Source organism: Clostridium sp. (assembly GCF_032552055.1).
Classification (GTDB): Bacteria; Bacillota; Clostridia; order Clostridiales; family Clostridiaceae; genus Clostridium.
The window spans coordinates 1-8,442 of sequence record NZ_JAWGSV010000133.1; the positions used below are offsets into that span (position 1 = coordinate 1).

Sequence of the window (8,442 nt, forward strand, 5' to 3'; positions counted from 1 at the left end):
ATAATAAACTATGTAAATATATTAAATGATCCAAATATAACTGAAGATGAAAGAAAAGACTATTTACAAATACTAGATAGAAACTCTAAGAGGCTAAAGAGTCTTATAGAAGATTTATTTGAAGCATCTAAGCTAAATAGTGGTAAGATGAAGATACAAAAAGAAGAAATAGATATTGTATCTTTAGTTTATCAAGGGGTTGGAGAATATTCAAATTTATATGAAGAAAAGAATATAGAATTTAAAGTAAGTAGTAATGAAGAGGAAATAATATTAGATTTAGATGGAAAGCTAATGTCTAGGGTTTTCGAAAATCTAATAGTAAATGCATTAAAATATTCATTAAATAACACTAGGGTATATATAGATATAAATTCAAAAGATAATTTAGTAGAGGTTTCCTTTAAAAATATTTCTAATTATGAAATGGGCTTTAATACAAAAGATATATTTGAAAGATTTGCAAGAGCAGATAAGTCAAGAAATTCAGCTGTAGAAGGCTCTGGAATGGGATTAGCTATAACTAAAAGTATAGTGGAATTACATGATGGAAGTATAAAAATTGAGGTTGAAGGTGACATGTTTAAAATATATTTAATTATACCTAAGAAATAATACATAATGGGGCTGTTTAGAAAACAGCCCCATTAAAAATTTAAAAATACGTAAGCCTTGAATTTAAAGGCTTTACTTAAATAATTTTACTGCTCTTAATTTTACAAAACTATTTTTATGTGGATTATTAACTGAAAGAAATATATAATAGAAGTAATTAAATAATAATTATAATTAAGGAGTGGTAGAATGTCAGTTTTATTTGTGGAATATCCGAAGTGTACTACATGTAGAAGAGCTAAGAAGTTCTTACAAGAAAATAATGTGGAATTTATAGATAGACATATAGCAGAAGAAAATCCAAGTAAGGAAGAATTAAAGACTTGGCTTGATAAAAGTGGATTAAAAATAAATAAGTTCTTCAATACTTCTGGAGTACTTTATAGAGAAATGCAACTAAAGGATAAAGTGAAGACTTTACCAGAAGATGAGCTATTAGATATATTAGCTACAAATGGGATGTTAGTAAAGAGACCTATATTAGTAAAAGAAGACACAGTACTAGTAGGTTTTAAAGAAGAAGAATGGGTAGAAAATCTTAAAAAGTAATACTTAAAGTTTATAATTACTGAGAAATAATAAATATTACTAAAGAAATATTCTTTGAAGTGAAAAAGGGAGATATTAAAAGATATCTCCATTTTATTTGAGCATTTTTAATCTATTGATTAATTCCTCAATTTTACTTTATGTAGAATAGAAATTATAATGTCTATATGTTGTGTATATATTTATACAGAGTATAAATATATACACTATATGTAGTGGAAGGGGAACGACATGGATTTATTAGATATTTGCAGTAATGCTTTAATTGGGATAAATGAGAATAAGGAAATTTATAATGAAGAAAGGCTTTTAGAAGCATTAAATCATATAGTTAGACCAAATATGACAGATGAAGAAATAAGGGATTCTCTTATTCAAGTATCATTAGAATTAACTACGGATATGGAGCCTAAGTGGCAAGTAGCAGCTGAAAGATTATACATATATAAACTTTATGATGAAGTAAGAAGAAATAGGGGATTAACTTCTGATGATAATCTATATGGATCTCTTTATGAATTTATAGGAGAATTAACTGATAAAGGTCTATATGGTAAGTATATTCTTGAGAATTATACTAAGGAAGAGGTTTTAGAATTAGAAAAAGAAATAAAGCCAGAAAGAGATTTCTTGTTTACATACAGTGGAATTAATCTTTTAGCAAAGAGATATTTAATTCAAGATTATGATAGAAGTAAGTTAGAGTTACCACAGCAAATGTTTATGGGAATTGCTATGCACCTAGCTGTACCTGAGAAAAAAGAAAAGAGGGTAGAGTGGGCTAAGAGATTTTATGATGTATTAAGTTCTCTTAAAGCAACTATGGCAACTCCTACAATGTCTAATGCAAGAAAGCCATTTTATCAATTAAGTTCATGTTTTATAGATACAGTTGATGATAGCTTAAAGGGAATATATAAATCTCTAGATAACTTTGCAGAAGTATCTAAGTTTGGTGGTGGAATGGGAATATATGTAGGTAAGGTAAGAGCCTTAGAATCACCAATAAGAGGCTTTAAAGGAGCATCAGGAGGGGTAATACCTTGGATTAAGCTGTTTAATGATACTGCCATAGCTGTAGATCAGCTTGGAGTTAGAAATGGATCAGTTGCAATATGGCTTGATGCTTGGCATAAAGATTTACCAGAATTCCTACAGTTAAAAACTAATAATGGTGATGATAGAAAGAAAGCACATGATGTTTTCCCTGGGATATGTTACCCAGATTTATTCTGGAAGCTTGCAGAAAATGATATAGATGCAAACTGGTATATGATGTGTCCACATGAGATAAGATTAGCTAAGGGATACTCATTAGAGGATTTCTATGGAGAAGAGTGGGAAAGAAGATATCAGGAATGTGTAAATGATGAGAATATTAGCAAAAGAGCAATGCCTGTTAAGGATATAGTAAGACTTATAATAAAGAGTGCTGCAGAAACAGGAACACCTTTTGCTTTTTATAGAGATACAGTAAATAAAATGAATCCAAATAAACATAAAGGCATGATATATTCATCAAATCTATGTACTGAAATAATGCAAAATATGAGTAGTATGGATATAGAGAAGTCAGAGATTATTGATGAAAATGGAGATAAGGTTATTGTTGAAAAAATCAAAGCAGGAGACTTTGTAGTATGTAACTTATCTTCAGTAGTTTTAGGAAATGTAGAGGTTAAAAATGATGAGGAACTTGGATATGTAGTAGAAACACAAATTAGAGCAATGGATAATGTTATAGACTTAAACTACTATTCAGTTCCATTTGCTGAGGTTACAAATAAGAAATATAGAGCTATTGGCCTTGGTACTAGCGGATATCATCATATGCTTGCAAATAACTTAGTACATTGGACTGCTGATGAACATAAGGATTTTGCAGATGATGTATATGAAAGAATAAATTATCATGCAATAAAGGCAAGCATGAATATAGCTAAGGAAAAAGGTAGATATTCATGTTTTGAAGGTTCAGATTGGCAAAATGGTGATTACTTTAATCTTAGAGGATATACTTCTAAAAAATGGGAAGATTTAAGAGAAGAAGTAAATACTTATGGAATGAGAAATGGATATTTAATGGCTGTAGCACCTAATGGCTCAACAGCTACTATAGCAGGAACTTCAGAAGGGGTAGATCCAGTAATGGCTAGATTCTGGCTTGAAGAAAAGAAGGGAAGTATAATCCCTAAGACTGCACCTAATTTAAATGATGAAAATTACTGGTATTATAATTCAGCTTATAACATAGATCAAAAATGGTGTGTTCAAATTAATGGAGTAAGACAAAGACATATAGACCAAGGTCAATCCTTTAATTTATATATAACAACGAATTATACTATGAGACAAATTATGAATTTATATATAGAAGCATGTAAGGTAGGAGTAAAATCAATTTACTATGTAAGATCAAAATCTTTAACAGTAAGTGATTGTGAAAGCTGTTCAGCATAGAATATGAAAACTTTGGAGGATAACTATGGTTGTAAATAAAAAGCCTCTTTTTAATGAATTTGGGGATATAGAAACATCTAAAAAAAGAATGATAAATGGTAATACTACCAACTTAAATGATTTTAATAATATGAAATATAACTGGGTATCTGATTGGTATAGGCAAGCAATGAATAACTTTTGGATACCGGAAGAAATAAATTTAGCTCAAGACTTAAAGGATTATAATAAGTTAACAATTGAAGAAAGAACAGCTTATGATAAGATACTTTCTTTCTTAATATTTTTAGACTCTATACAAACAGCAAACTTATCAAATATAAATAACTATATAACTGCAAGCGAAGTGAACTTATGCTTAACTATTCAAGCATTCCAAGAAGCTGTTCACTCACAAAGCTATAGCTATATGTTAGATACAATTTGCTCTCCAGAGAAAAGAAATGAAATACTATATCAATGGAAAGATGATAAGATATTATTAGAAAGAAATAAATTTATAGGAGAACTTTATAATAACTTTATTGAAGATCATACTAAAGAAAACTTAGTTAAAACAGCTATGGCAAACTATATTTTAGAAGGCATATACTTCTATTCAGGATTTATGTTCTTCTATAATTTAGAGAGAAATGGTAAGATGCCTGGCTCAGCACAAGAAATTAGATATATAAATAGAGATGAAAATACTCATCTTTGGTTATTTAGAAATATTCTTAAAGAGTTACAATTAGAAGAGGCAGATATATTTACAGAAGAATTAAAAAATGAGCTAAGAGAAATGATGAGAACAGCTGTTAATCATGAAATAGCTTGGGGACATTATGTAATAGGAGACAATATCCAAGGTATAAATAAAAAATTAATTGAAGATTATATAAAATATCTAGGTAACATAAGAATGAGAGCTATAGGATTAGAAGAAATATATGAAGAATATGATAAAAATCCAGCAGCTTGGGTTGATATATTATCTGATGCTAATTCAGTTAAAACAGATTTCTTTGAAGCAAAATCCACTGCTTATGCAAAGGCAGGAGCACTTATAGATGACCTATAATATTTAGTAAAGAAAAATATTAAATATTTAAAATAATGAGGGTGTTTTTTGGAGCATCCTCATTATTTTATATTGAAAGATAGCAAGTTTGAAAATTATTATATTATGAAAATAAAGCAAAGCTTTAGAATTACAATAAAGATTGAAATAAAATATTAATGTTATAAATTTAATACTTAATATACTATTAGTTACATAAACTATATTAATTAGAGGTTAAATTTATCAATGGAATTTATAGTTTATATTAAAGGAAAATTAAAATTGTAAATTAAATTTATTTTTATCACCATGGTGAATACATATAATGTAAATGTTTTTAACAGAATTTTATTAAAATATAAATAATTTTTAAAAAAATGAATATGAATAAAATGGATGATAGAAAATAATAAAAATTGTGTGTATTTTTATTAACATAAAGAAAAAATATGTTATAATACATTGTAGTTGTAATTTTAAAATAGATAAAGTACGTTCTATTAAATTCATGGTTTGAATTTATAGCTATTTAAGGAGGAATCTCAATAATGAAAAAAGGTATAGCTGCTTCTAAGGGTTATGCAATAGGTAAAGTATTTTTACAAGAACACGAAGAAATAGTAATAACAGATGCAAAGGTTTCTGATATTGCGGCTGAAAAAGAGGTTTTAAATAAAGCTTTAGCTCAATCTAAAGTTCAATTAGAAAAAATAAGAGATAAGGCATTAGAAGAAATCGGTGAACATGAAGCGCAAGTATTTGAAGCTCACTTAACTTTATTAGATGATCCAGAATTTACTGGTGGAATGCTATTAGAAATTGAATCAAATAGTATAAATGCTATGAAGGCTGTTGAAAGCGTTACAAATACATTTGTAATGATATTTGACTCTATGGAAGATGAATATATGAAGGAAAGAGCTGCTGATATAAAAGATGTTTCTAAGAGAATTATTTCTAACTTAGCAGGAAAAGGCGGAGATGCTTTTGCAATTACAGAAGCTAATACTGTAGTTGTAGCTCACGACTTAACTCCATCAGATACAGCTCAATTAGATAGAAGTAAAGTAACTGGTTTCTTAACTAACATTGGAGGAAGAACTTCTCACTCTGCTATTATGGCAAGAACATTAGAAATTCCTGCAATAGTTGGATTAAAGGATATTACAACATCAGTTAAAAACGGAGATATGGTTATAGTTGATGGTATCGAAGGAATATGTATAATTAATCCTGATCAATCAGTTATAGATGAATATACTGCAAAGAGAGAAAAATTCTTAGCAGAACAAGAAGAATTAAAGAAATTAATATCTGTTAAAACAGTTACTAAATCAGGAAGAAGAGTTGAAGTTTGTGGAAACATAGGATCACCTGCAGATGCTGAAGCAGTAGTTGCAAATGGTGGAGACGGTGTTGGATTATTCAGAACTGAATTCTTATATATGGATAGAGATTCTGCTCCAACTGAAGAAGAGCAATTCGAAGCATATAAGAAAGTTCTTGAAATAATGGATGGAAAGCAAGTTGTTATAAGAACACTTGATATCGGTGGAGATAAGACTCTTCCATACTTACCATTACCACAAGAAATGAACCCATTCTTAGGATATAGAGCAATAAGATTATGTTTAGATAGAAAAGATATATTCAAGGTTCAAATCAGAGCTTTATTAAGAGCTTCTGTATATGGTAACCTAGCTGTTATGTTCCCAATGATTTCAGGCTTAGAAGAATTCCAAGCTGCTAAAGAATTTGTTGATGAATGTAAAGCAGAATTAAAAGCAGAAGGAAAAGAATACTCAGAAAAGATCCAATGGGGTATAATGGTAGAAATTCCTGCTGCAGCTGTTTACGCTGATGAATTAGCTAAGCACGTAGATTTCTTCTCTATAGGAACAAATGACTTAATCCAATATACATTAGCTGCTGACAGAATGAGTGAAAAGGTATCATACCTTTACAACCCAATGCACCCAGCTGTATTAAGATTAATCAAGATGACTATAGATGGAGCTCACAAGCACGGCAAGTGGGTAGGAATGTGTGGAGAAATGGCAGGAGACGAATCTGCTATCCCAACATTAGTTGAATATGGATTAGATGAGTTCTCAATGAGTGCTACATCAATCTTAACTGCTAAGAAGATAATATTAGAACAAGAATAGTAAAAAGGACTGCGAAAGCAGTCCTTTTTTAGGTTGCAAAGCAAACTTTTTAATTGGTAATTGATAATGAGTAATTGATAATTAAGGATGTTTTGCACAGAGAAACTTAAAAATTGTTTAGTTCAAAGCAACTTTTATTCAAAACTCCGTAGGAGTTTTTTCCTTAATTACGCATTATAAATTATGCATTATCCGTTAAGAAAAAACTGAAAATTTTTTTACAACTCTAAGGCTTAGTAGCTGTTACTTCACCAAGAACTTCTAATCTTTCGCTATATGCTTATTTGACATATTGTATTTAGCTTTGCTAGTAATTCACCGTTTAAAATGAAAAAAATGAAGGGATTTTTGAATAAAAAGTACTTTGTAATATATTTGAATTGCGCAATAAAAAATACCGCATATTCAGTTTTGAATAATACGGTATTTTTATTATTATATTTTTAAATTTTAATAATGTTAAACGGGTCTACATCTAATTCCATAACCACCTCTACCACCATTATAGCGTAATATCTCATAAAGTTTGCCATCTAATTTCACTTGCATATTATCATCTTCATTGTTTTCAAGGAATTCATAATCAATCTTTTCTTTTAAACAATAATCAACAATAGCATCCTTTGTAATACTAACTGTTGGATAAACAGTATAGTCTTCATATGGAATATCAATACTTACTTTTAGCATGTTCTTAAAAATATTTCCCATAAAATCCCTCCAAATAATTTATTGAATCCATTCTTCTTTAGATTCTCATTTGATTATACAATAAAATTTTACCATTGTGAAATTTTACTATAATCATTATTTTATTGTAGAATTTTTATACCGTACTATTCAATTTTCAAAGATCTGTTTCCATTAATTAGTTCGCAATAGTTACAAAATTCAACATTTAAAATGAAAAAATGAAGGAATGAAGGAGGTATTGCACAACAAAACTTTAATTATTCCTAAAAATATTTTTGTGAAAATATGTCAGGAATTTTATTCAACATTTTTTATTTTTTAATTTTTACATTCATAAAATGCCTCGCATTTTATGACAACATGTGCAAAATATTTTTACCTGTGGTACGATAATTATAAAGTAAAAGTAACTTATAAATAGAAGTATTACTAATAGAGGTATATTAATGAAAAGTAGAGATAATAGAACTTATGAAAAGGCATTAAAATTATATAATAATGGGTATATAGATAAAGCTATAGATATATGTGAGCAGGGAATAAGTAGGGATTTATCTAATTCAAAGCTATTAAATTTAAAAGGACTACTTCTATATTTAAAGGGAGACTTAGAAGAAGCAGTAGCTCTTTTTAAGACAAATAGGCATTTTAATAATGATGATATTTCCTCATCTTATTTAAAAGATATAGAAAAGGATTATGAAAGACTTGATTTATATAATAGAGCAGTTGAATGTATAAATAACTTTGAGATAGATGAGGCTATAGAATTATTAGATTTATGCACAGAAAGTGATTTTAATTCAATTAATGTAAATAAGTACTTAGCTATTTGTTATTTAAGAAAGGGTGACTATTTAAAAAGTCATGAGAATCTTAGTAAATTAATAGAAATAGATAAAGCTAATGTATATG

7 protein-coding genes are annotated in these 8,442 nt (G+C 28.5%); 6 read left to right on the forward strand and 1 reads right to left on the reverse strand.

Features of this window, described 5'->3' with window-relative positions:
• From E6248_RS09875 to ptsP, 5 genes are all read left to right on the forward strand, one after another.
• Window positions 1-615: sensor histidine kinase (locus E6248_RS09875; protein WP_316340643.1), on the forward strand; the 615-nt coding region annotated here is incomplete at its 5' end.
• Between the two features lie 189 nt (window positions 616-804).
• Window positions 805-1,164, forward strand: a complete 360-nt coding sequence (locus tag E6248_RS09880) for an arsenate reductase family protein (protein ID WP_136006922.1) — start codon at window positions 805-807, stop codon at window positions 1,162-1,164.
• A 231-nt stretch (window positions 1,165-1,395) separates the two neighbouring features.
• Window positions 1,396-3,624, forward strand: a complete 2,229-nt coding sequence (locus E6248_RS09885) for a ribonucleoside-diphosphate reductase subunit alpha (RefSeq protein ID WP_316340644.1) — start codon at window positions 1,396-1,398, stop codon at window positions 3,622-3,624.
• Between the two features lie 25 nt (window positions 3,625-3,649).
• Entirely contained in the window at window positions 3,650-4,684 is a 1,035-nt protein-coding gene (locus E6248_RS09890; RefSeq protein WP_316340645.1) for a ribonucleotide-diphosphate reductase subunit beta, read from the forward strand.
• 530 nt (window positions 4,685-5,214) lie between these two features.
• Window positions 5,215-6,834, forward strand: a complete 1,620-nt coding sequence (gene ptsP / locus E6248_RS09895) for a phosphoenolpyruvate--protein phosphotransferase (RefSeq protein ID WP_316340646.1) — start codon at window positions 5,215-5,217, stop codon at window positions 6,832-6,834.
• A 459-nt stretch (window positions 6,835-7,293) separates the two neighbouring features.
• Here ptsP and E6248_RS09900 read toward each other — a convergent pair whose 3' ends face one another.
• Window positions 7,294-7,545, reverse strand: coding sequence for a DUF4318 domain-containing protein (locus E6248_RS09900; RefSeq protein ID WP_316340647.1), 252 nt, complete (start codon window positions 7,543-7,545; stop codon window positions 7,294-7,296).
• Between the two features lie 428 nt (window positions 7,546-7,973).
• Between E6248_RS09900 and E6248_RS09905 the strand changes: the two genes are divergently transcribed.
• On the forward strand, window positions 7,974-8,442 hold a 469-nt coding region (locus tag E6248_RS09905), incomplete at its 3' end, for a tetratricopeptide repeat protein (protein ID WP_396335145.1).